At 50.2% G+C, this 23,906-nt stretch carries 21 protein-coding genes and 1 tRNA gene; 15 read left to right on the top strand and 7 right to left on the bottom strand.

Annotated features, from left to right (window positions below; translation table 11 throughout):
- Positions 1 to 53: 53 nt before the first annotated feature.
- Both pepT and L6468_RS06245 read left to right on the top strand, forming a co-directional pair.
- The gene (gene pepT, locus L6468_RS06250; protein ID WP_237796532.1) at positions 54 to 1,277 is read left to right on the top strand and encodes a peptidase T; all 1,224 of its coding nucleotides are present in this window, start codon (positions 54 to 56) and stop codon (positions 1,275 to 1,277) included.
- 48 nt (positions 1,278 to 1,325) lie between these two features.
- Entirely contained in the window at positions 1,326 to 3,581 is a 2,256-nt protein-coding gene (locus tag L6468_RS06245) for a cation:proton antiporter (RefSeq protein WP_237796531.1), read from the top strand.
- A gap of 31 nt (positions 3,582 to 3,612) precedes the next feature.
- On the opposite strand, the gene L6468_RS06240 is transcribed toward L6468_RS06245, so the two are convergent.
- The 4 genes from L6468_RS06240 to L6468_RS06225 all read right to left on the bottom strand — a co-directional run bounded on the left by L6468_RS06240 (position 3,613) and on the right by L6468_RS06225 (position 9,666).
- Positions 3,613 to 6,477 carry a putative LPS assembly protein LptD gene (locus tag L6468_RS06240; protein ID WP_091818752.1) on the bottom strand — a complete coding sequence of 955 codons (2,865 nt, stop codon included), beginning with the start codon at positions 6,475 to 6,477 and terminating at the stop codon, positions 3,613 to 3,615.
- A 96-nt stretch (positions 6,478 to 6,573) separates the two neighbouring features.
- Positions 6,574 to 7,110 (bottom strand): HDIG domain-containing metalloprotein, encoded by a 537-nt coding sequence (locus tag L6468_RS06235; RefSeq protein ID WP_091818775.1) that lies wholly within the window; start codon positions 7,108 to 7,110, stop codon positions 6,574 to 6,576.
- A 4-nt stretch (positions 7,111 to 7,114) separates the two neighbouring features.
- Positions 7,115 to 8,029, bottom strand: coding sequence for a glycoside hydrolase family 25 protein (locus L6468_RS06230; protein ID WP_091818753.1), 915 nt, complete (start codon positions 8,027 to 8,029; stop codon positions 7,115 to 7,117).
- Positions 8,029 to 9,666, bottom strand: a complete 1,638-nt coding sequence (locus tag L6468_RS06225) for a diphosphate--fructose-6-phosphate 1-phosphotransferase (protein ID WP_091818754.1) — start codon at positions 9,664 to 9,666, stop codon at positions 8,029 to 8,031. The genes L6468_RS06230 and L6468_RS06225 overlap by 1 nt, the downstream gene beginning before the upstream one ends.
- Before the next feature lie 156 nt (positions 9,667 to 9,822).
- Between L6468_RS06225 and L6468_RS06220 the strand changes: the two genes are divergently transcribed.
- The 10 genes from L6468_RS06220 to L6468_RS06175 all read left to right on the top strand — a co-directional run bounded on the left by L6468_RS06220 (position 9,823) and on the right by L6468_RS06175 (position 19,162).
- Positions 9,823 to 10,092, top strand: coding sequence for a hypothetical protein (locus tag L6468_RS06220; RefSeq protein WP_091818755.1), 270 nt, complete (start codon positions 9,823 to 9,825; stop codon positions 10,090 to 10,092).
- Positions 10,093 to 10,647: a 1-acyl-sn-glycerol-3-phosphate acyltransferase gene (locus tag L6468_RS06215; protein ID WP_091818756.1), complete on the top strand. Its 555-nt coding sequence runs from the start codon at positions 10,093 to 10,095 to the stop codon at positions 10,645 to 10,647.
- Entirely contained in the window at positions 10,640 to 13,228 is a 2,589-nt protein-coding gene (locus L6468_RS06210) for a golvesin C-terminal-like domain-containing protein (RefSeq protein ID WP_237796529.1), read from the top strand. Before L6468_RS06215 ends, L6468_RS06210 begins: the two co-directional genes overlap by 8 nt.
- A gap of 2 nt (positions 13,229 to 13,230) precedes the next feature.
- Positions 13,231 to 13,554, top strand: a complete 324-nt coding sequence (locus L6468_RS06205) for a DUF8442 family protein (protein ID WP_091818758.1) — start codon at positions 13,231 to 13,233, stop codon at positions 13,552 to 13,554.
- Complete coding sequence (locus L6468_RS06200) at positions 13,535 to 15,541, top strand: YgiQ family radical SAM protein (protein WP_237796527.1); 2,007 nt, start codon at positions 13,535 to 13,537, stop codon at positions 15,539 to 15,541. Before L6468_RS06205 ends, L6468_RS06200 begins: the two co-directional genes overlap by 20 nt.
- On the top strand, positions 15,465 to 16,262 hold the full coding sequence (locus tag L6468_RS06195; RefSeq protein WP_237796525.1) for a hypothetical protein: 798 nt from the start codon (positions 15,465 to 15,467) through the stop codon (positions 16,260 to 16,262). The genes L6468_RS06200 and L6468_RS06195 overlap by 77 nt, the downstream gene beginning before the upstream one ends.
- Before the next feature lie 68 nt (positions 16,263 to 16,330).
- A tRNA-Arg gene (locus tag L6468_RS06190) sits at positions 16,331 to 16,404 on the top strand.
- A 62-nt stretch (positions 16,405 to 16,466) separates the two neighbouring features.
- Positions 16,467 to 17,075, top strand: a complete 609-nt coding sequence (locus L6468_RS06185; RefSeq protein ID WP_237796518.1) for a thiamine phosphate synthase — start codon at positions 16,467 to 16,469, stop codon at positions 17,073 to 17,075.
- A gap of 34 nt (positions 17,076 to 17,109) precedes the next feature.
- Positions 17,110 to 18,048 carry a ribose-phosphate pyrophosphokinase gene (locus L6468_RS06180; protein ID WP_091818762.1) on the top strand — a complete coding sequence of 313 codons (939 nt, stop codon included), beginning with the start codon at positions 17,110 to 17,112 and terminating at the stop codon, positions 18,046 to 18,048.
- Positions 18,049 to 18,070: 22 nt separating this feature from the next.
- Entirely contained in the window at positions 18,071 to 19,162 is a 1,092-nt protein-coding gene (locus tag L6468_RS06175) for a TlpA disulfide reductase family protein (RefSeq protein ID WP_237796516.1), read from the top strand.
- 73 nt (positions 19,163 to 19,235) lie between these two features.
- Here L6468_RS06175 and panD read toward each other — a convergent pair whose 3' ends face one another.
- The gene (panD, locus tag L6468_RS06170; RefSeq protein ID WP_091851945.1) at positions 19,236 to 19,577 is read right to left on the bottom strand and encodes an aspartate 1-decarboxylase; all 342 of its coding nucleotides are present in this window, start codon (positions 19,575 to 19,577) and stop codon (positions 19,236 to 19,238) included.
- Positions 19,574 to 20,428, bottom strand: a complete 855-nt coding sequence (gene panC / locus L6468_RS06165) for a pantoate--beta-alanine ligase (protein WP_237796514.1) — start codon at positions 20,426 to 20,428, stop codon at positions 19,574 to 19,576. The genes panD and panC overlap by 4 nt, the downstream gene beginning before the upstream one ends.
- 173 nt (positions 20,429 to 20,601) lie before the next feature.
- Here panC and L6468_RS06160 point away from each other — a divergent pair, with 173 nt between their 5' ends.
- From L6468_RS06160 to L6468_RS06150, 3 genes are read left to right on the top strand one after another with little or no spacing between them, the layout of a single operon-like run.
- Complete coding sequence (locus tag L6468_RS06160) at positions 20,602 to 21,414, top strand: glycogen/starch synthase (protein WP_237796506.1); 813 nt, start codon at positions 20,602 to 20,604, stop codon at positions 21,412 to 21,414.
- 17 nt (positions 21,415 to 21,431) lie between these two features.
- Entirely contained in the window at positions 21,432 to 22,931 is a 1,500-nt protein-coding gene (locus L6468_RS06155) for a DUF4270 domain-containing protein (RefSeq protein WP_237796504.1), read from the top strand.
- Positions 22,932 to 22,946: 15 nt separating this feature from the next.
- Positions 22,947 to 23,075 (top strand): dehydrogenase, encoded by a 129-nt coding sequence (locus L6468_RS06150; RefSeq protein WP_091818768.1) that lies wholly within the window; start codon positions 22,947 to 22,949, stop codon positions 23,073 to 23,075.
- 32 nt (positions 23,076 to 23,107) lie between these two features.
- On the opposite strand, the gene L6468_RS06145 is transcribed toward L6468_RS06150, so the two are convergent.
- Positions 23,108 to 23,902, bottom strand: a complete 795-nt coding sequence (locus L6468_RS06145; protein ID WP_237796502.1) for a TrmH family RNA methyltransferase — start codon at positions 23,900 to 23,902, stop codon at positions 23,108 to 23,110.
- Between the last annotated feature and the right edge of the window lie 4 nt (positions 23,903 to 23,906).

Raw genomic sequence — 23,906 nt, 5'->3', positions numbered from 1 at the left:
AAATATCTCCTCCAAAATTTGGAGTTGTAAGAGAAAGTTCGTAATTTTGCATTATGAATATTATCGAACGATTTCTGAAGTATACTCAATTTGATACACAATCAAATGAGGAGAGCGATAGCGTGCCAAGCACCAGCAAGCAATTGGTGTTTGCACGCTTTTTGTATGAAGAGTTGAAACATGAGGGACTGGAGGATGTGACCCTGGACGACAAGGGATACATCTATGCCACGCTGCCCGCCAATATCAAGGATAAAGTGCCCGTGATAGGATTCATTTCCCACTATGACACCAGTCCCGACTGCAGTGGCGCCGATATCAAGCCGCGCATCGTGAACAACTACAGCGGCGGGGATATCGAACTGTCGGAGGGTATCTACCTCTCACCAGATAAGTTCCCAGAACTGCTGCAGCATACGGGCGAGGACCTGATTGTGACGGACGGACACACCTTGCTGGGTGCCGACGACAAGGCTGGTATTGCCGAGATTGTGCAGGCCATGGTATTCCTGAAAGCCAACAAGCACATCAAGCACGGTAAGATACGTGTGGCGTTCAATCCCGATGAGGAGATTGGCATGGGTGCCCACCATTTCGACGTAGAGAAATTCGGATGCGAATGGGCCTACACGATGGATGGTGGCGACGTGGGCGAACTGGAGTATGAGAACTTTAACGCCGCGTCTGCCAAGATTACCATCAAGGGCGTGAGTGTTCACCCGGGATATGCCAAGGGAAAGATGCTGAACGCCAGTCTGCTGGCAGCGGAATTTGTCAGTATGATGCCTGCCAACGAGACGCCTGAGACGACGGAAGGCTATCAGGGTTTCTATCACCTCACGGGCATGCAGACACAGACCGAACAGGCCAGACTGTCGTATATCATCCGTGACCACGACCGCGAGAAATTCGAGGACCGCAAGCGTTTCATCAAACGCGTAGCTGAAGAGATGAATGCGAAATACGGCGAGGGAACGGTCAGCATCGAGGTCTGCGACCAGTATTACAACATGAAGGAGAAGATTGACCCGCAGATGCATGTCGTCGACCTGGTACTGAAGGCCATGCAGGAAGCTGGCGTGGCACCCAAGATCAAGCCTATACGCGGTGGTACGGACGGTGCCCAACTCTCGTTCAAGGGTCTGCCCTGCCCCAACATCTTTGCCGGTGGCATCAACTTCCACGGTCCGTACGAGTTTGTGCCTGTACAGTCTATGGAGAAAGCCATGCAGGTCATCGTCAAACTGTGTGAACTCACCGCACAATACAACAAATAGCGCCATCCCAGGAAAGGATTGCGCCTCATCTAACAACACGTAGAGTCTATGGCAGAACTTCCCGCATTGATAGAAGACCTTGCCCTGATACTGATGGTGGCTGGTGTCGTGACGCTGGTATTCAAGAAATTGAAGCAGCCCCTGGTACTGGGCTATATCGTAGCCGGTTTCCTAGTGTCGCCCCACATGCCCTATACCGCATCGGTGGTGGACATGTCCAACATCCATCTGTGGGCGGATATCGGCGTGATGTTCCTGCTGTTCTCCCTGGGACTGGATTTCTCTTTCAAGAAAATCCTGAAGATGGGAGCATCGCCTGTCATCTCGGTGATATGCATCATCTTCGCCATGTCCCTGCTTGGCGTCATCGTAGGACAGTCGTTTGGCTGGTCGCGCATGAACTGCATCTTCCTAGGCGGTATGCTGGCCATGAGTTCCACGACCATTATCTACAAGGCATTCGACGACCTGGGGCTGCGCCAACAGCAGTTTGCCGGTCTGGTGATGAGCGTGCTGATACTGGAAGATATCCTGGCTATCGTGATGATGGTGATGCTGAGCGCCATTGCCAGTGGCAACAATCCCGACAGCGGACAGATGCTGGGCTCCGTGATGAAGATAGGATTCTTCCTGGTACTCTGGCTGGTGGTGGGCATCTTTGCCATCCCCCTCTTCCTGCGCAGGGTACGTAAGCTGATCAATAACGAGGTATTGCTGATTGTATCCCTGGGACTCTGTTGCGCCATGGCCGTATTCTCTACGAAGGTAGGTTTCTCGTCGGCCTTCGGAGCCTTTATCATGGGCAGCATCCTGGCTGAGACGATAGAGGCAGAACGTATTGAGAAGCTGGTGGAACCGGTGAAGAACCTGTTTGGCGCCGTCTTCTTTGTGTCAGTAGGTATGCTGGTTGACCCGCAGATACTGATAGACTATGCCCTGCCCATCTTCGTGCTGGTGATGACCATCATCATTGGCCAGGCTATCTTCGGCTCCATCTCGTTCATGTTGGGCGGCGAGTCGCTGAAGTCGGCCATGCGCTGTGGTTTCTCGATGGCTCAGATAGGTGAATTCTCGTTTATCATTGCTTCGCTGGGACTCTCATTGGGCGTCATCGGCGATTTCCTATATCCGGTGGTGGTGGCCGTATCCGTCATTACAACATTTCTCACACCTTACATGATACGGCTCGCCACGCCGGCTTATAATGCGCTGGAGCCACATCTGCCCACGAGACTTATCAAGATGCTGAACCATCTGTCCATGAGCAGGCCGAACACCACCGAACAGAGCAAATGGAAGCGACTGCTCATCCAGATGAGTATCAACACCATCGTATACAGCATTCTCTCCATTGCCGTCATTGCGCTGATGCTGACATTCTTCCACCCTATCATGATTCAGATGTTTCAGGAGGAATGGTACGGTCCTGCCATCACAGGCGTCATCACCATCATCCTGATGGCTCCGTTCCTGCGGGCCATGGTCATGAAGAAGAACAGGAGTGAGGAGTTCAAGGCCCTGTGGAAGGAAAGCAACCGCAACCGCCTGCCCCTGATATTCACCATCTTGTTCCGCATCATGATAGCCGTGAACTTCGTGTTCTACGTGATCAGCTACCTGACGCATTTCGGGTCTGCCATCCTGATTACGGTGGGATTTGTGGCTGTGATACTCATCATCATGTCGAGGTCCATCAAGCGACGCAGCATCTTGTTGGAACGCCTGTTTATCAACAACCTGCGCTCACGCGATATCGAGGCTCAGGTGCGTGGCAGGAAGAAGCCCCTGTATGAGGGAAAGCTGCTGGACAGAGATATCCATATTGCGGATTTCGACGTGCCTTTCAACTCGATGTGGATGGGACAGACGCTGAAGCAGTTGAACCTGGGACGCAAGTATGGCGTACACATCAGCAGCATCATGCGTGGCGGATGCCGACTGAACATCCCTGACGGCGACTATATCATCTTCCCTGGCGACAAGCTGCAGGCTATCGGCAGCGATGACCAGTTGACCAAATTCCGCAATGCCATAGAGAATGACGTGCTGGGCGAAGACTATGAACTGGAGAAGCGCGAGATGAAGCTGCGCCAGTTTATCATCGCCCAGGACAGTCCGTTTATTGGCAAGACTCTGGAAGAGAGTGGCATCAGAAGCCGTTACAGTTGCATGGTGGTAGGCATGGAGGAAGGAAAGGAGAACCTGTCATCCGTAGGACCCAAGCGCCGCTTTGAAGAGGGAGACATCCTCTGGATTGTAGGTGAGCAGGAAGCCCTGGATGCCCTGATGCTTGCACACCAGTAAGCCTCTTATTCGTTTTAGGAATAAGACAGGATTAATACCACTGGACAGAATTGCTATATCCGCTACGCTTATCGTACTTCAAGGCATCGGTAAGCGTAGAAGCGTTACAACGGAACGAGAAGTTATAGCTGGTATAGGGCGACAGCACTACAGAGCACGACATGTTGAAGCAATGCAGGTCGCGCGAGAGTGATGCCGTGGTCATGGAAATCTTCTTGTTCTCAAAGTCGTAACCGGAAGAGAACGAGATATTCCATCCGTCACTCAGGCGGATATTACCACTCATGTTCAGGTTCTGCGTGAACTTATAAGGATAGCGCATCGTGTTGTAATTGAACTTCTTCACGTCGGTATCCTCACGCATGGTGATACCATAGCCGAAGCTGACAGACCAGGGCATAGAGAAAGGCATGTAACCGTCTTCATCGGTCTCAGCCAGTCCGGCATTCTGCTTCCTGGCGCCATGCTTGGCTTTCTCCATATCGGGGTCAACATTCGACTCGATACTATTGATGTCGTCAAGAGCCGGCTCGTTCTCATCCTTATCCTTCTTATTATCACGCTCACCCCTGAGCCACTTGAAGATCTTGGAGATCTTCTCGTTGGAGATGGTGTACGACAGGTTTTGCGACATACCCTGGAAACGGCCTATCTTACCTTGCTCCCAATAGGTGGTATGCTCGCTGAGACGCGGACGGGCACCTACCGAGTCGGCCTCGTAGACATAGCTGGCAAAGACGGCGTTCATGTTGAGGGTATAGTTCTTCGTGAGCTTCAGACGGATACGGGTAGACAAATCGCTCCAGGGACGGATCTTCGCCGCCATGTTGTACGACATAGATGCACCGAACTCATCAATCAGGCTGATTTTCCTCAACGAGTCATTACGGTCGTACATCTTCATCTCCAGGTTGTTGGACATATCAAAGGCGATGCTACCCGTCTTTCCCTTGCCAGGTACGCCGTAGAGTGAGTTTTGGAAAGGAGAATACTCCACCATCGTCACATTACCCTCGCTATCCGTCTTCTGGTATGTCTCGTAATAGCCATAGCGGGATGCGCTGAAGTCGGGCGCATAGTTCAGGCTGACCTGAGGCGTGAAGACATGACGGATCTTCTGGATCCTGCCGCCCAGGAAACCACGGGGAGGCGTCAGGAAGCCATACAACTTGGTAGAAGCAGCCAGCGACATGTTCCAGTTGTAGACGTTATAGAGACCATAGATGGTATCCCTCTGTTCCGTCGTACCATCCCATGAACGCATAATCTTATTGGTATAAGTGCGGTCCGTGAAATTGAACGATGCCGTCAGGTTGATATAGTTGAGCACGGTGAAGCTGGCACTCACAGGAATAGAGTGCTGCATACCATTGCGCCAGTCCTTGATCAGGTTAGAATGCATCAGCTTATCCTCTTTCGTAGAGATAGAGTTGCTGAAATGACCCGTATACGACATGGCAATCTTCTCGTACCAGCGCTGCTTGCCCACCATATGCTTTCGCTTGAACGGGTAGAAGCGCGAGATAGAGATATTCAGGTCAGGCATCGTCATGGCGATGGTTGAGTCACGCATGTTCTGGTTCAGGTTCATCGTGGTACTCAGACTCATGCCGATGCTTGAGAATGAAGTGCTATAGCTGACAGATGATGTACGCGTAGACTGCGTCATCGTCTGAGGGTTATACATAGAAGTCAGGTTGTTGCGCTCATAACTGCTGGTAGCAAAGTTCACCGATGCCGAGAGCGTAGAATAAGGATTGGCCTTTGCGTCCTGACGATGGCTCCACTGGATCTTGAAGCTCGTTGTCTTGGAATAGTCGGGCAGATTCTTCTCACCCGTCACCGAGTTCTGGTAACTGCCATAGAAAGAGCCGCTATAGCGATAACGCTTGCGGTAATTGGATGCTGCGCTGACACCCCATGAGCCCTTCGTATAGATCTCACCGAGCAGTTTCAGATCCATCTGGTCGCTGATGGCGAAATAGTAACCACCATCACGCAGATAGAAGCCACGCTCAGTCTCGTCACCATAGGTAGGCATGATGAAACCGCTGGAGTAGCTCTTCGTAAAGGGGAAGAAGCCATAAGGAATAGCCAATGGCAGGGGCACATCGCATACCACGAGATAGGCAGGACCGAATACCACATCCTTTCCGGGACGAACCTTTGCGCGTGAGAGCGCCAGGTAGAAGTCAGGATGGGGTTCGTCACATGTCGTATAGCGTCCGTGCTGCAGATAGAGTTCACCATTAGCGCCACGCTTGGAAAGCTGACTGGTGAGGTAGCCCTCCTGCTGCTCGGTATATACCTGCTGGATAAAACCTTTCTTCGTCTTGAAGTTGAAAGCCATCGTATCACTCTGATAAGTATCGTTGCCCATCTGGAACACAGGATTGCCGAAGAGCTTTCCTGAAACGGAATCACGTGCGCCGGTAGCATGAACGAGTGAAGAGTCGAGACTCAGATAGATATTCTCGCTCTGCAGATCCATGTTCTGGTATTTCACATGGGAATTACCAAAGAGATAGGCCATGCCATGGCCGGCCTCATAGAGCAAAGAGTCGTTGGCCGAGAACTCCACGGGAGAATCAATACCATGCTTTCTCTGACGATTGATACTGTCGAGTGCCAGCGAGTCGTCAACAGCCTTATTATGGAGATAGATAGCCAGTTCCAGCGAGTCCATCACCGTGGTGTCACGCTTCAGGGCTGCTGCAGCCTGACGGGCGCCACGCGATATCGTCGTGTCCGAAAAAAGGGAATCAAATGATGCTGGGACCGTATCAAGAGATGCGAGAATAGAGTCAAACAGAATAGAATCGGCCACCTCCAACGAATCGCCATCCAGTGTCCTTGAATTATCCTGATATGGTGTTGAAGGTATTCCCGCCAGCATACAAAGAAAAGCGGAAAGCATTAAAAATATGACCGATTTGCGTTTCACGGGTGCAAAAGTACAAATAAAAAATGAATTATGTTGTCATTTTCGCATTTATTCAAACTTTTTAGCCCATTCAAGGAACTTTTCCACGCCCTCGAGACCGAATTTCTCCAAACTACGGGCTGCATCCGCTACAGACAGCACTCTGTCAGGATGAGATTTCGAGAAAAATTTGTCGGCATAGCATACCAGTTGTTCCTCAAGTGTCTCTGGGGTAAAATCCTCTTCGGGAAGAGGCAGGTTCTGTCGTATAATCTGCTCACGCGTCAGTCCTGTGCCCGTATGGCGTTCGCACACACGCGCATGTTGCGGAAAGCCCTCCTTCCGAAGTATCTCCCCACCAATAAGTCCATGACGGATATAAGGTTCTTCGCCCTCACAGAAGATGCCGGGCGCATGACACCAGCGGATACCGATATCGTGGAGCATGGCAGCCTCTTCAACGAAAGCCCTGTCAAGTTGCAGTTCTGGATGACGCTCACAGGCCAGGATACATTTATCAGCCACCTGGCGCGAATGTTTCATCAGCAGCGCCTTCAAGTCGTCGTCCTCCGGATAGTATTTATCGATCAGAATCTTATAATCCATCATATTAATCATTATCACGATAAGCGTCTACACCGATGGTCTCCTGACTGCCAATGGTCAACTGACGCAAATCATAGTACGACCCGTTGTAGATATTGAAGTCGACAGGCCCCTTGATGCCCGGCAGACTACCTGCATCGGTATGTTGCCAGAACTTCCACTGTCCCTGATACTCCACACTGTCCACATAGTAATGGGCTATCCAGTAAGGATACTGGTCGAACACCGAGTCGTTAAGGTTTTCCATCTTAAATTTATAATAGGTATAAAGGATGGGCTTTACACCATAGTGTTTCTCAACAATCTGCAGCCATTCCAGGACACTCTGCTTGAAGGCTTCCGTTGTCTGCCCCTTAGGCTTATGCTCTACGTCAAGTACTGGAGGCAGGTCACCATTCTCCAGTTTCACGTTGCGGATAAAGAAGCGGGCCTGGTCGGCAGCACTTGAACGGGTGCTGTAAAAATGGTAAGCACCACGTGTAAACCCGTACTCGCGCGCCTGGAAGAAGTTATCCTCGAAATTCTCGTCAACCTTGGTGGCACCCTCCGTAGCCTTTATCATCACAAAACGGATAGGACAATCATCGATAGTGCCCTGATTACGCAGCACCTCCCAGTCTATCTCACCCTGATAGTGACTGACGTCAATACCATGGATGTCAAAACCCTCGGGATAGTTGACCTCACCATAGAGCGCACGCCAGCGGAATCCGTAAGGCGATACAAACAAGTAATAGAAGAAAGCAATATAGACAGAGATGATAGCCAGTCCGCCTATCCACCACGCCCAACGGGGCACATGACGGAGAAGACGTATAAAAAAGCCTGGCTTCTTTCTACGAACAGGCGAAGTCAGACGAGGCTTCTTTCTGCCCGCCTGACTTCGCGATGTAGTGTATTTGGAATGACTTCCTGGCATTATTTGCTCTGCTCAAGAGCCAATGTCTTCGTAGGCTGGTCACAAACCTCTGTGGGACCCCAGTACTGGATAGGACCGGGATAAACGTAAGCTGTCTCACGAGCCCAACGGTCACGCTGTGCAGCAAAGGTCTTGAAGGGTTTGCCGTCCAACTCAACGAGAGCCTTACGGATAACGGGCTTCATCTCACCATTACGCTTCTCCATGTTCATCATCATCGTGATGGGCACACCACCAGCCTTCCACTCGTCGGCAGGAGCAGTCGTATTCTTCACGATAGCCATGTAGCCAGTCTTGCCGGCAGCAATCAGCTGGGCAGCGCTGGTACCCAGGGCATAGCAGTAGTCAGCATCGAAGTTTGAAGGAGCAGCGCAACGTCCCTCGTATCCGAAGAAGTGGTGCTGGGCCGCAAACTTACCAACGAACTTACCCTCGGCCTTCATAGCGTCGAGCTTCTTAGCAACCATCTCTGACAGCAGTTTCTCTGTCTCAATGAGTGACACCTGTACGTTTCCGTGAGGGTCACGGTCAAGAGCCAACTGACGGGCAACACCCTCGGGCAGGCTGTTGAACACAGCGAGGTTCTCGGCTGTGAGGTGACTCTTGGCGAAGTCTACCTGCTCGTCGCGGCTGATATTCTTAGCCTCGGGCAAAGCCAGCACGTCATTCAACTGGGCAATCAGCTTCTTGATGGCAGGGATGAACTCGATAACACCCTCGGGGATAACTACTGTACCGAAGTTGTTACCATCAGCAGCACGAACAGCTACTGCATTAGCAATATATGCTACGATATCATCGAGGCTCATAGCCTTCTCCTCAATCTCCTCAGAAACGAGACAGATATTGGGCTGAGTCTGCAAAGCGCACTCCAGGGCGATGTGAGATGCTGAGCGACCCATCACCTTGATGAAGTGCCAGTACTTACGGGCTGAGTTACAGTCGCGCTCAATGTTACCAATCAGCTCAGAGTAAGTCTTACAAGCGGTATCGAAACCGAATGAAGTCTCAATCTGATCGTTCTTCAAGTCACCGTCGATGGTCTTAGGACAACCGATAACCTGTACGCCATAGTTCTTGGCGGCATAGTACTCAGCCAGCACACAAGCGTTGGTATTAGAGTCGTCACCACCGATAATCACGATAGCCTTGATGCCGAGCTCACGGATAATCTCGAGACCCTTCTCAAACTGCTCTACCTTCTCCAGCTTTGTACGACCAGAACCGATCATATCAAAACCACCAGTGTTACGATACTCGTCGACAATCTCCTTGGTCAGTTCCATGTAGTTGTGGTCTACCAGACCACCAGGACCCAGGATGAAACCATAAAGACGGTTGGCGGGATTCAGACGCTTCACAGCATCAAACAGACCGGTAATCACGTTGTGACCGCCAGGAGCCTGACCACCACTAAGGATAATACCCACATTCATGGGCTCGTAGCTCTTCTCTTCACCGGGAACGAACTCTACGAGAGGCATTCCGTAGGTATTGGGGAAGAGAGCCTTGATTTCTTCCTGGTTGTCAACACTCTGAGTGGCAGCACCTTCTACAGCTTTTACTGCGCCCTTCAATCCACGGGGCAGCTTGGGCTGATAGGCTGCTCTTGCAATCTGCAATGCACTTTTTTCCATACTGTTCTAGAACAATTTATTTGATTAAAAATAACATTTCAAAATCAGGTTGCAAAGGTACGAAATAAAAACGAAAAACACAAAAAATTAAAGAAGTATTTGGTGGATTCAAAATCATTTTGTATCTTTGCAAAGGATTCAACAACTTTAAAGACTATGGCAAACAAGAGATCACTAAAGAAGGCAATAAACCAGATTTGCGAAGAACTATTTACTGAAGGCGTGGCTGCTTCGCTGTATGGAAACGAAGTCAGCAAGGAAAACACAGAGGCATTGCTTGTGGCAGTCGTCAAGACCCAGCGCAACTTCATCAGCCGCGTATCACACCCCGAGCCGGGCATCAAGGCCAGCGCATACTACAAGGATTTGCGCGAAAAGTTTGCCGCTCAAGTCAGCGAAATCGTAGATCAAATAAACAACCTGTAAATGTGGCAGAAATTTTGTAACTGGCTATTGTTCGAGAAAATGGGATGGACAACCGAAGTGACTGAGGAACATCCTGAAAAATACATTATCTGCCTGGCTCCCCATACCAGCAACTGGGACTTCCTCATCGGACAGCTCTACAACGGCGCCAAAGGTCTAGGCAGTAATTTTTTAATGAAAAAGGAGTGGTTTTTCTGGCCATTGGGTCCCATCTTCAAATGGATGGGCGGCATCCCCGTATACCGTCAGAAACATACCAGCATGACAGACTCTATGGCTGAAACAGCCAAACAGACCCCGGTATTCCATCTCTGCATCACCCCGGAGGGCACACGCTCACGTGTGGAGGAATGGAAGAAGGGCTTCTATTTCATTGCCCTGAAGGCAGGCATACCCATCCTGCTCTACGGACTCGACTACGAAAAGAAACACATCAAGTGCACGAAGACCATCATCCCCACAGGTGACCTGGAGGCCGACATGCGCGAAATTAAACTATACTTCAAGGATTTCAAGGGCAAGCGGCCCGAACTGTTTACAATTGGTAATGTCTAGACAAACACCTCTATTTATTATCACACTCCTGCTGGCAGGCATTCAAAGTCTGTCAGCCCAGACTTCATGGGGACATATCGACTATAAGGGTGAGCCATGGGTCAAGAACGTATCACGCCCCTACACTATTGAGCACGGACTCGACGGGCGGCATCTTTCGCTATGGGCCAGTCACGGGCGCTATTTCGACAACAACGAGGGAAAATGGCGCTGGCAGAGACCAGCTCTCTTCGGAACGACGGAAGATCTCTTCACCCAGACCATCGTAATCCCCTACCTCATCCCCATGCTCGAGAACGCCGGAGCGAATGTTTTCACACCACGCGAACGCGACTGGCAGCGCAACGAGATCATCGTAGACAACGACAACATGCCTCCGTTTGTCAACTACCATGAAAGCAACCTGCGCCATCCTTGGGAAACAGCTCCCAGTCAGGGGTTTGCCATTCACCAAGGAACTTATCAGGACAAGGACAATCCCTTCATGGCCGGTACGGCACGCATGGCAGAAACCACGCACAACAGTTCCAAACAGAGTACCGTCACCTATCAGCCCACCATCCCCGAAACGGGCCGATATGCAGTCTATATCAGTTACCAGACCGTAGAAGAGAGCATTGACGACGCCCACTACATCGTCTATCACCAAGGTCAGAAGACTGAGTTCAAGGTCAACCAGCAGATGGGCGGATTCACATGGGTCTATCTGGGTACATTTGATTTTGACGAGGGATGCAGCGAAAGAAACAAGGTCGTAGTATCCAACCTCAGCAAGCACAAAGGCGTAGTCACGACTGATGCCGTCCGCTTTGGCGGTGGTATGGGTAACATAGAACGAGGGGGCGAAACCAGCGGACTGCCCCGTTGTCTGGAAGGCGCACGATATTATGCACAATGGGCAGGAATGCCTTACGAGATATATAGTTGCAAGAATGGCGAGAACGACTATGGCGACGACCTCAACGTGCGTTCCCTGATGACCAACCTGCTTTGTGGCGGTTCTGTTTTTGCACCAGATTCCATTGGTCGTCACGTTCCTATAGAACTGTCGCTGGCCATCCATAGCGATGCAGGCTATACAGAGACTGGTGAGGGCGTCTATGGCTCTCTCTCCATCTGCACCACCAATTATGGCGACAGTTGTTTGGCGGCAGGCATCAGTCGTGAGGCCTCAAGAGAACTGGCCACGGCCCTGCTCAACAACCTGACCGCCGACATGAAATACAGTTATGGCGACTGGACCAGACGTCAGGTAAGAGACCGCAATTACTCTGAGACACGTCTGCCCATCGTTCCCAGCTCCATCCTTGAAACGCTGTCGCATCAGAATTTCGGGGATATGCGCTATGGTCAGGATCCCAACTTCCGGTTCACGTTGGCACGTTCTGTCTACAAGACCATCCTGCGCTATATCACCAGCAAGCACAAGAAAGAGGCTGTGGTACAACCCTTGGCGCCTAATCGTTTCCACATAGAGTTCTCAGAAAAAGCAGGCGAAGCGATTATCAGTTGGCAGGGCGTCATAGACGGACAGGAGCCCTCATCTGCTCCGACGGGCTACGTATTATACATTGCCCAGGACAACAGCGATTTTGACAATGGCACTCTGCTCAGAGGCACTTCCTGTCATGTACAACTGAAGCCCAACGTGCTCTACCGCTTCCGCATAGCAGCCATCAACGAGGGGGGAAAGAGTTTTCCCACTGAGGTTCTCGCCGCACTCTACAACCCCAAATCCACCAAGACCATCATGATAGTCAATGGGTTCAACCGACTCTCATCACCCGCCATCAGTAAGGAGGGACAGGGTTTTGACCTCAACGAAGACATTGGTGTGTCGTATGGCAGGACAGCCGGATGGCTGGGACTACAGCGTAATTTCGACGTCAAGCGCATGGGTATTGAGAACGAGACGGGCTTAGGATATACCACAAACGATTTTCAGGGTATGTTCATTGCCGGCAACGACTTCAACTATGTAGGCACCCATGCCAGTGCCATCCGTTCGGCTGGAGAATACAGTATCGTCAGCAGTTCTTCACTGGCCATTGAAAAAGGCGACTGCGACCTGAACAGATACCAGGCCATTGACCTGCTGTTAGGACTGGAGAAAAATGACGGGCACAGCTTAGTGCCATACAAGAGTTTCCGTCAGGCTATGCAGGAACGACTGAGAGACTATACAGCCTGCGGCGGCAACCTGCTGGTAAGCGGAGCCTATATCGGTTCTGACATGACCAACGACGAAGAGAAGGCATTCCTTGCCGACGTCCTGAAGGTCAGCTACGAGGGAACCAACAACGACCTGAGTGGAGACGTCAAGGGACTTGGCACGACATTCAAGTTCTATCGCCAGCTGAACGAAAAGCATTACGCCGCCCTGAAAAGCGACATCCTGATGCCCACCACCAGCAACGCATTTCCCACGATGGTTTACAACAACCAGACTTGCGCTGCAGTGGCCTATCAAGGTAATGACTACCACGCATTCTCAATAGGTTTTCCCTTTGAATGCATCACAGATAAAGCACTTCAAGGATCAATTATGCGTGGTATATTGAAATTCCTAATTAACAGATAATTATGGCAAAAATTCAAACCAACGCTTCAGGTACAAGAAGCATCGAGGTAAGTGACCAGCACCTGGCTACTATCGAGCAGTACCAACTGCTTCGTGATCTCATCGATTCCAACGGATACGTTGACGAAGACGTACTCGATAAACTGAGGTTTAACATACGCTCCCTTCTTGAATCAGAGACAGGGCGCGACAAGGCACTCCTCGACCTTTGCCTGGATGTAATCTATCATCCCAACATGAAGGCACTGGGACTGCAGAACCTAGTATCACTCTTCCTAGACTGGAAGAAGAACAAAACCGCAAATAATGGAGTATCGGCTGACTGATTTTCTACCGACAACAAAAAAGGAATTAGAACTCCGGGGATGGGATTACGTAGATGTAATCCTGTTTTCGGGCGATGCTTATGTAGACCACCCATCGTTTGGTGCCGCCGTGATTGGCCGCACACTCGAGGCCGCGGGATTCCGTGTGGCTATTGTGCCCCAGCCCGACTGGCACGGTGACTACCGTGACTTCAAGAAATTAGGCAAGCCACGTCTTTTCTTTGGCATATCACCAGGCTGTATGGACTCCATGGTGAACAAATACACGGCTGCACGTCGTCTGCGCTCAGAGGATGCCTATTCCCCTGACGGACGTCACGACATGCGTCCGGAATACCCCACCATCGTCTACACCAAAATCCTGAAGGAGCTATACCCCGACGTGCCTGTAGTACTGGGTGGTATCGAGGCCTCACTGCGTCGTGTGAGCCATTACGACTACTGGAGCGACAGCCTTAAGAAGTGTCTGCTCTGCTATTCGCCTGCTGATATGATTACCTACGGCATGGGCGAGAAAGTTACGATTGAACTGGCACGCCGCCTGGCTGCCGGCGAGAGCATCCGCGATATTCGCGACCTGCCGCAAACCGTTTATCTCTCGCGCAAGGAGGATATCCTGGGCGGCATTACCGATCGCGACATCGTACTCCACTCGCACGAGGAGTGCATGAAGAACAAAAAGGCTCAGGCCGAGAACTTCAAGAATGTGGAGGAGCAATCCAACATGATGCACGCCCAGCGCTTGCTGCAGGGGGTTGACGGACGCTATGTGGTCATTAATCCGCCTTACCCGCCCATGACTACCGAGGAGCTCGACGCATCGTTCGATTTGCCTTACACACGTCAGCCGCACCCCAAATACAAGGGCAAGCGCATTCCGGCTTACGACATGATTAAGTTCTCCGTCAACATCCATCGCGGATGCTTTGGCGGATGCGCCTTCTGTACCATTTCGGCCCACCAGGGCAAGTTTATCACCTGCCGTTCAAAGGAGAGTATCCTGCGCGAGGTAAAACAGGTGATTCAGATGCCCGACTTTAAGGGAAATCTGTCCGACTTAGGTGGCCCATCGGCCAATATGTATGGCATGAGCGGCAAGAATAAAAATGCCTGTGAGAAATGCCGTCGCCCATCATGTGTGCACCCGCAGATATGCCCTAACCTCAACACCGATCACTCTAAGTTGCTCGATATCTATCGTTCGGTAGATGCCCTTCCTGGCATCAAGCACAGCTATATCGGCAGTGGCGTCCGCTACGACCTATTATTATATAAGAGTAAGGATGAGGCCAGCAACAAGGCCGCTGCGGAGTATACCCGCGAACTGATTACCCGTCATGTTTCAGGACGTCTGAAGGTAGCCCCCGAGCACACCAGCGACCGTGTTCTCTACCTCATGCGCAAACCCTCGTTCCAGCAGTTCTACGAGTTTAAGCGCATCTTCGACCGTATTAATCGCGAGGAGGGACTTCGCCAGCAAATCATTCCCTACTTCATCTCCAGCCATCCAGGTTGTCAGGAGGAGGATATGGCCGAATTGGCTGTGATTACCAAGGGACTTGATTTCCACCTCGAGCAGGTGCAGGACTTCACACCAACGCCTCTTACCAATGCCACCGAAACGTGGTACACAGGCTACGACCCTTATACACTCGAACCCGTGTTCAGCGCCAAGACGCCAAAGGAGAAGTTGGCCCAGCGCCAGTTCTTCTTCTGGTACAAGCCCGAGGAGCGTCGTGGCATCGAGCAGTCGTTACGCCGTATTGGCCGTCCCGACTTGATTGCAAAGCTGTATAGCGACATGCCACCATCGCAAGGCGGCTATCGTCCGTCTGGCGAGAAGCGTCCGTATGGCGAACATCGTGCATCGTCAGGCAATAAGCCCAAATCGTATAATCCAAACTTCAACAATGATAATTCTCGAACAAAACCTCGTTCCGAAAAACCCAAAGAAGAAAAGCGAGGACGGCATCGTCGTCACGGATGATTTCATCGCCGTTATCGATGGCTCTACGTCAAAAACCGACAAGCGATACAGTTACTTCAAGAGCAACGGACGCTATGCCATGCAGCTCATCGGGAAATATATCCGCAAAGTGCCAAAGGGTATCTCATGCCACGATTTCTGCATAGGGGTATCCAGACAAATCAATAAGCACTACAAAGAAGCGGACATACCCCGACTGATAGAACACCCTGAGGAAAGACTCACGGCCAGTGCCGTTGTCTATAGCCGTTTGAATCGCGAAATCTGGATGATTGGAGACTGCCAATGCATGGTGGGCGGCACCTTCTACGACAATCCAAAGCCCTACGAACAGGAGTTAGCCGAGCACAGGGCGCAGATTATCAACGAAGGAGCAGAGCCCAGGGAGCACTACCTCGTCAACGACACTGCCCGTCAGCAGATTATCCCACAGATGCTGGAGGCTATGAAGCAGCAAAACATCACTTATAGCGTCATTGACGGCTTCCGCATCCCAGAGCAATATGTGCGTATCATCACCCTCGACTTCCAGCCATGGGAAATCGTACTGGCCAGCGATGGCTATCCCTTCCTGTGCCACACCCTGCAGGAATCCGAGGAAAAACTAGCCTGGCAACGTGAGAACGACCCCCTGAATATCGGTGAGTTCAAAGCCACCAAAGCCTTCACAGCGGGAAATAATTCGTTCGATGACAGGTCATATATCAGATTTAAGGTTTAAAATTTGCATATATCATAAAAAAAGAGTACCTTTGCACTCGCAAATGAGGGCATTCCTCATGCGAGGCTGGTTCCGTAGCTCAGCTGGATAGAGCAACAGCCTTCTAAGCTGTGGGTCTCGGGTTCGAATCCCGACGGAATCACTTAATTACATAAAGCCCTTATTCCTAACAGGAAAGGGCTTTTATAATAATAAGATTTGTAGATGAAACTTATCATCCTGACAAAGGCCACGTTTTTCGTGGAAGAAGACAAGATCCTGACCACTCTTTTCGAAGAAGGGATGGATAATCTGCACTTATACAAACCTGATTCGGAACCCGTCTATTCCGAACGGTTGCTTACCCTCCTACCTGAAGATTACTATAGGAAAATCACCGTTCACGATCATTTCTACCTACGTGAGGAATTTGGTCTTAAAGGTATTCACCTCAATACAGCCGATGCAGAACTGCCCTATGGCTACAAAGGCCATTTCAGCTGCACCTGCCACAGTATTGCCGAACTGCATGATGCCAAGAAGAAAGCCGATTATGTTTTCCTGAAGACCATCTTCGACAGTCAGAGCAATCCCCAAGACAAGCAAACAATCAGCGAGGAGGAGCTGCGCGAGGCCAGCAGGAAAGGTCTTATCGACAAGCATGTCTACGCGATGGGCGGCATCAATCTTGACAATATCCGTCAGATGCGCGACTTGGGTTTTGGAGGCGTAGTCATCTGTGGCGACCTGTGGAATCGTTTCAACATCCATCAGGAGCAGGACTACAAGGATCTCATATCTCACTTCCAGAAGTTACAAAAAGCAGTTAACTAAGTCTATTCAATTTATACGTACTACATAATAAGCAATGACTACAAAAGACTCTTACATGGTATTCTCGGGTACTGCAACGAGATACTTGGCTGAGAAAATCTGCCAAAGTTTAGGGTGCCCTCTGGGCAAATTGCAAATCACCAAATTCTCTGACGGAGAGTTTGCCGTTTCTTACGAAGAATCTATTCGTGGACGCGACATTTTCCTGGTACAGAGCACATTCCCCAATAGCGACAACCTGATGGAGCTGTTGCTGATGATCGATGCTGCCAAGCGTGCATCTGCTCGTACTATCAACGCCGTCATCCCCTATTTCGGATGGGCACGTCAGGATCGTAAGGACAAGCCACGCGTTAGCATTGGTGCCAAGTTGGTTGCCGACCTGCTGAGCACTGCTGGCGTTAACCGTGTGATCACGATGGACCTCCACGCAGATCAGATTCAGGGTTTCTTTGACGTACCTGTTGACCATCTGTATGCTTCAGGTGTGCTGCTGCCCTATCTGCAGAGTCTGAAACTCGACGAGCTTGTAATTGCTTCACCTGACGTAGGTGGTTCTAAGCGTGCCAACACATACGCCAAATACCTGGGCTGTCCGCTGGTGTTGTGCAACAAGACCCGCGCTCGTGCCAATGTGGTAGCCACCATGCAGATTATTGGTGATGTTGAAGGTAAGAACGTAGTCATTATCGATGATATGGTTGACACAGCAGGCACTATCACCAAGGCAGCCGACCTGATGATGGAGGCTGGTGCCAAGAGCGTGCGTGCCTGTGCATCCCACTGTGTGATGAGCGGTCCCGCCAGCGATCGTGTACAGGAGTCAGCTCTTGAGGAGATTGTATTCACCGACTCTATCCCATACACCCAGCGTTGCGCCAAGGTGAAGCAGATCAGCGTTGCCGAGATGTTTGCCGAGACCATCCGCCGTGTGATTGAGAACGAGAGTATCAGTGACCAGTATCTGGTATAGTCACACCAATTTTACTATAAAGATGAAACAACTAAAATTCCTTTTCGGATTAGCTCTTGCAGCTATTTCCATGACATCTTGTAACTCCAACGGTTTCAAGGTAGAAGGTGAGGTAGAGGGCATTGATGACGGTGACACACTGCTCATCATGTCCAACACTCCCACCCCGCTCGACACGCTCATCGTCAAAGATGGCAAATTTGAATGGGAGGGCGAAGCCGACTCCGTATTCCTTTGCACTGTTGTAGCTCCGAAGACAATGACCTCTGTCATGTTCTTCAGGGAGCCAGGCACCATCAATCTGCTGCTTTCGGCCACTGGCGACTCTAAGGTATCTGGTACCGAGTCCAACGAAGGCTTGCAGGAATTAGGTACAATTTTCTCTGAGGCCCAGAAAAAGGGCGAGGCACTGATGAGCAAGATCTACAATGACAGTCTGACCGAAGAGCAGCAAGTGGAGATCTATACGCAGTACACTGAGATTCAGAAGGAGGTTGGCAAGAAAGTCAAAGATCTGGCACTCCGCAATCTCAACAACGAGCTGGGTTATTTCCTCATCAACCAGATGGCCTATAGTGACGACTTCACACGTGACGAGTTAAAGGAGACCATTACAAAACTGCCTTCCAAATTCCAGGAGCGCCAAGCTATCAAAGATATTCTGAAGATGCTTGACGAGATATTCACCACGGAGGTAGGTCAGCAGATTCCCGATTTCAAGATGCAGACACCTGAGGGTCAGGAAATCAGCATCATGAGTCTGGTGAAGCAGAACAAGCTCACCGTCCTGGATTTCTGGGCATCATGGTGCCAGCCCTGTCGTGAGGAGATGCCCGCAATGAAACAGATGCTGGCAGACTATCAGGAGAAAGGCTTTGGCATCGTAGGTATCTCTATCGACGATGACAAGAAGGCATGGGTGAGTTGCATCGACGAGCTCCAACTCACATGGCCTCAGATGTCCGACCTGAAAGGTGGCGTCTCAAATATCGCACGCAGCTTTGGCGTGCAGGCCATCCCCTTCACCGCTGTCATCGACCAGCAGGGTAAGGTGCTGTCAAAGGGACTGCGTGGTGCCGAACTCTCACAGTTCATCAATGAGAACCTGAAATAAGTAATATCTCACATAAAAAAATCCCTTCAGTCATCAGGCTGAAGGGATTTTTTATCTGTCTGTATCTGTTTTCTCAGATGTGATTATCGTTAGGGAATACCACAGTAGGCGTGAATGTCTTAGCCTCCTCAAAATCCATCAGGGCATAGGAGATGATGATCACCGTATCGCCTACCTGCACCTTACGGGCTGCTGCACCGTTCAGACAGATACAGCCACTGCCACGCTCGCCCTTGATGATATAAGTCTCAAAGCGCTCACCATTGTTATTGTCAACAATCTGCACCTTCTCACCAGCAATCATATTTGCTGCATCCATCAAGTCTTCATCAATAGTAATACTACCCATATAGTTCAGGTTGGCCTCAGTCACCCGAACACAGTGAAGTTTAGACTTCAGTACTTGAATCATCATGCTTCCTTATACTTTATATGATCAATAAGACGAATAGGCGTCTTACCACAATAAACAGTGATACAACCAACTATATAGGGAGAATCTTCCCATTCTGCTACATCCTGCAAGGTGTTGCCATCCACGATAGAGAAATACTCCACATCGAGACCATCCACCTTATTGATATCAGCTACCACCTTGTCGTGAGTCTGCTTCAACGTGTGCTTCTTGGCATACGTCACGCTGCTCTTCAAAGCCTTATAGATAGCAGGAGCAATGGCGCGCTCGTCTGGTGCCAGCAAACTGTTGCGGCTGCTGCGTGCCAGTCCGTCGTCATCGCGTACTATAGGACACTCCACAATTTTTACGCCTAAGCCCAACTGACGCACCATGGCCTTCACCACGGCAATCTGCTGCCAGTCCTTCTCACCGAAATAGGCCCTGTCAGGACGTACGATATAGAACAGACGGCTCACCACCTGGCAAACACCATTGAAATGGCCTGGACGATGAGCGCCCTCCATCACCGTTGATACCGGTGGGAATTCAAAATGACGTGTATCGGGTGTTGGATACATCTCCTCCACCTCAGGTGCAAACACATAATCAGCCTTGCAACTTTCCAGCAACGCACAGTCGGCCTCTAAGTCGCGAGGATAGTTCTTCAGGTCATTCTTATCATTAAACTGTGTGGGGTTAACAAAGACCGACACTACGGTCACACCATTCTCGCCCACACTACGTCTTACCAGCGAGGCATGTCCCTCGTGTAGAGCCCCCATTGTAGGCACTAATCCAATTTCCTTACCCTGTTTGCGTTCTTCGAAAAGCGCATTCTGCAGGTCAACAATCTTCTTAAAAACTTTCATTCTTAATAATCACCAATTGGTTTGGCGGTGCAAAATAACAACAAATTTCTCAAATATGGAAAAAAAACACTAAAAATAAGTATATAAAGTGTCACTTTTTCCTAAAATCACACATTTTTTGTCGTTATTTGCAAATTATTTCGTACCTTTGCACAACTATTAACAACATAAAGATGGCAAAGAAGAAGATTCTATTCATCAATCAGGAGATATCCCCATACGTTCCCGACAACGCAATGTCGGTAATGGGTCGTGAATTACCTCGCACCATGCAGGATCGCAATCATGAGATTCGCACCTTCATGCCTAAATGGGGAAATATCAATGAACGTCGCGGACAGTTGCATGAGGTTATCCGTCTTTCTGGTATCAACCTCATCATCGATGATACCGACCACCCCCTTGTTATTAAAGTTGCTTCAATCCCCTCTTGTCGTGTACAAGTTTATTTCATCGACAATGATGATTATTTCTCTAATCGTCAGATGACCGTCGATGAGAACGGACTGGACTATCCCGACAATGGCGAGCGTGCTATTTTCTTCGCAAGAGGCGTGTTGGAGACTGTGAAGAAGCAGTGCTGGGTTCCCGATATCATTCACTGTCAGGGATGGATGAGTGGCGTTGTGCCTTTCTATATCAAGACGGCCTACAAGGACGAGCCTTCGTTTGCCAATACGAAGGTGGTCACCTCGCTTTTCAACAAGGAGATTCAGGGCGACTTTGGCACTAATTTCAAGCAGTGTGTTGATTTCCGCGATGCAAAAGTAGAATTACTAGCTCCCTACAACGACCAGTTTACATTCGAAGACCTCGGCAAGCTGGCTATCGACTATAGCGATGGTGTGATTCTTGCTGACAAGGACGTGAGTAAGACGCTACAGAAGTATGCCAAGGACAAGAACATTCCTACCCTTGGATTCCAGGGCGAGGAATTTGGAGATGCTTACGAAGCATTCTACGATCAGATTAGTCCGGAATTATAGTTAGAAATCATTTCTATATGAAAAAGATTATGCACTATATGGCTGGTGTCGTACTTACGGCAATGGCCATTTCTTCTTGTGATGAGACCACTGACCAGATTGGCGGCTCTCTTACCAGCGATGAAGACCAGCTGAATATCGCCTCAAAGGTTTTCAACGTCCAGACGCGCACCGTCATTGCCGATACCGTATTCAATAATAGCGACGAGCATCTTGGTTCTGTGTTCACGCAGAGCAGCACCTGCTATTTAGGCATGGTACGCGACCCTCAGACACAGGCCGACATCAAGAGCGAGTTTGCTACACAGTTCCACCTGCTCGATATCGTCACAATACCTGATGCCGATAAGTTCCTGAGCCTGGACAATGGTCTGCCTGCTGCCGATTCCTGCTATCTGATACTCTACGTCAGCAATCCCTTCAATACGGCCGACACGCTGGCATCTGTGAAGATGACAGTCCATGAGTTGGACAAGACACTGGAGACTGGCCTGAAATACTATTCCGACTTCAACCCCATGAAGCTTGGCATGGTGCGTACGGAAGGTCTCAACAAGAACAAGATGTTCTCTTACAGAAACCTGGTTGACAACGACAGTCTTCGTGGCACCTCATCCTATATGAACAATATCCGTGTATCGCTCAACGAGCCTTACACAGACAAGAATGGTGTTACCTATAATAACTACGGCACATACATCATCAGACAGTTTCACGAGCATCCTGAGTATTTCAAGAACTCATATGCCTTCAGTCGCCATGTGTGCCCCGGATTCTTTTTCGAGATTACAGACGGCTACGGCTTCCATGCCAAAGTCTCAAATATCGGTCTGCGCCTGAACTACACCATTCAGGGCGACACATCCGTTGTCAACACTGGTGTGACGCTGGCAGGTACCCGTGAGGTCACCCAGACCACGCTGATTACCAACGACAAGCAGGCCATCAAGAAACTGGCCGAAGAGACTACACACACTTATATCAAGTCGCCTGCCGGTCTGTTCACTGAGGTAACACTGCCTGTCAAGGAAATCAAGGAAGGTCACGAGAACGACTCGCTCATTGCTGCCAAGATTTCTTTCCAGCGCATCAACGACGAGTCGAGCGACAGTCGTATGTTTGGCATCCCCTACACCCTGCTGATGGTGCAGGAGGACAGCCTGAAGACATTCTTCGAGGGAAACAATGTGCCCGACCAGGCTACGTCGTTCTATGCCAACTACAACTACATCAACTCCACCTACAACGGAACAAACACTTATAACTTCGCCAATATAGCTTCACTCATCACCAAGGTATGGGAGAAATATCAGGAAGGCATTAAGAATGATGCCAACTGGGAGCAGAAGCATCCCAACTGGAACAAGGTGCTGCTGGTGCCCATCACCTACGAGAGCGGTTCGTCAACCAATGCTCAGCACGACATGTCGCTGACCAGCACACAACTCGTTGGAGGTGCCGACAACCCCTACGAGCCCATCAAGATTAATGTGGCGTACGCTAAATTCAACAAATAAGCATACACTCGCATCATGGCCGACGGATATTTAGAGAAACACCAGCAGGACTACGAGGCTCGCAAGGCCGAGTATCTCAGGAAGAAGAGGCACCTGCCCCGTATTGTCAAGAAGCCACAGCGCCCCGACGATGAGGCGTTGTAACGATAAGAAAAAAAGAGAGAGAGGGAAGTCACTTAGTGATTTCCCTCTCTTTGTCTCACAGCCTCGAACAGCAGTATGGCCGCCGAGACAGACACATTCAGCGAATCCAGTTGTCCCAGCATCGGAATCCGTATGTGAGCATCGGCCGCCACGCGCCACTGGTTGGTGAGCCCCGTAGCCTCCGTACCCATCACAATAGCCGTGCCGCACGTCATATCCGTGTCGTAATACAGTTCCGAGTCCTGCAGCTGAGCCGTCAGAATCCTGATGCCACGAGCCTTCAGAAAACGGATACAAGCCTCAGACGACACCGCCACCGTAGGCACCGTAAACAGGGCACCTATACTGGCACGAATCAGGTTCGGGTTATATAAATCCGTCAACGGGTCGCATACTATCACGGCATCAGCACCTGCGGCATCGGCCGAACGCAGCACCGCCCCCAGGTTGCCAGGCTTCTCTACGCTCTCCAGCACCACCAGCAACGGCCTGTCCGACAACTGCAGATCCTCTAAGGCGGTGTGCCTCATGCACATCACGGCCACCACACCCTCAGTGCTGCCACGATAGGCAATCTTCTCATAAACCTGCTCTGTCACCTCATACGAAGGAGCCACCAACAAGTCATCGATTGACTCACCAAGCAACGCACTACAGAAGAAAAGACTATCTATCTCGTAGCCTTTGCTCACACAGTGACGCAACTCACGCAAACCCTCAACGACAAAAAGACCGGACCTCTTGCGCTCCGATGATTTCTGTTGCAGTAAGACTAATTGCTTTATCTTCTGATTCTGAAGACTGGATATAAACTGAATCTCTTTCATTATG

Source organism: Prevotella communis (assembly GCF_022024115.1).
Taxonomy (GTDB): Bacteria; Bacteroidota; Bacteroidia; order Bacteroidales; family Bacteroidaceae; genus Prevotella; species Prevotella communis.
The sequence above is the reverse complement of the archived record's forward strand: the minus strand, read 5'-3'. Positions and strand labels throughout refer to the sequence as shown.